This is a genomic window from Erwinia sp. V71 (assembly GCF_965644245.1).
GTDB lineage: Bacteria > Pseudomonadota > Gammaproteobacteria > Enterobacterales > Enterobacteriaceae > Erwinia.
Genome location: NZ_CBFFRK010000320.1, coordinates 1 through 287, shown reverse-complemented (window position 1 = coordinate 287; position 287 = coordinate 1). Strand labels below are relative to the sequence as shown.

1 pseudogene is annotated in these 287 nt (G+C 46.3%); it reads right to left on the bottom strand.

Annotated features, from left to right (window positions below):
• Positions 1 to 68: 68 nt before the first annotated feature.
• Positions 69 to 224 (bottom strand): annotated as a pseudogene (locus ACSZO1_RS22810) (hypothetical protein); the annotation flags it as partial.
• Positions 225 to 287 lie beyond the last annotated feature (63 nt).

Genomic DNA, 287 nt, shown 5'->3' with positions numbered 1-287 from the left:
CAGCTCAGCTAAGGTAAGGCTAATACAGCTAAGGACTCCACTGAACCCCACCGATTAAATCGCACCTTCCCTAAATCCTGGTTCATCGTCAGTGCGGCGAAACCGATATTGATGCGGTCAAAGAAGGCAATAAAGTAAGCAAACATCACGAAAGGGACAATTCGCCATGTTATTTTCTTGAGGGTAATCCGCGAATTCAGATAATAAGTACAACGCTTGGTCATGTGGATGGAGGGACGGTTAGCTACCGATAAGCTATCCTGCTCTTCCGACAAAAGATGAGCGAG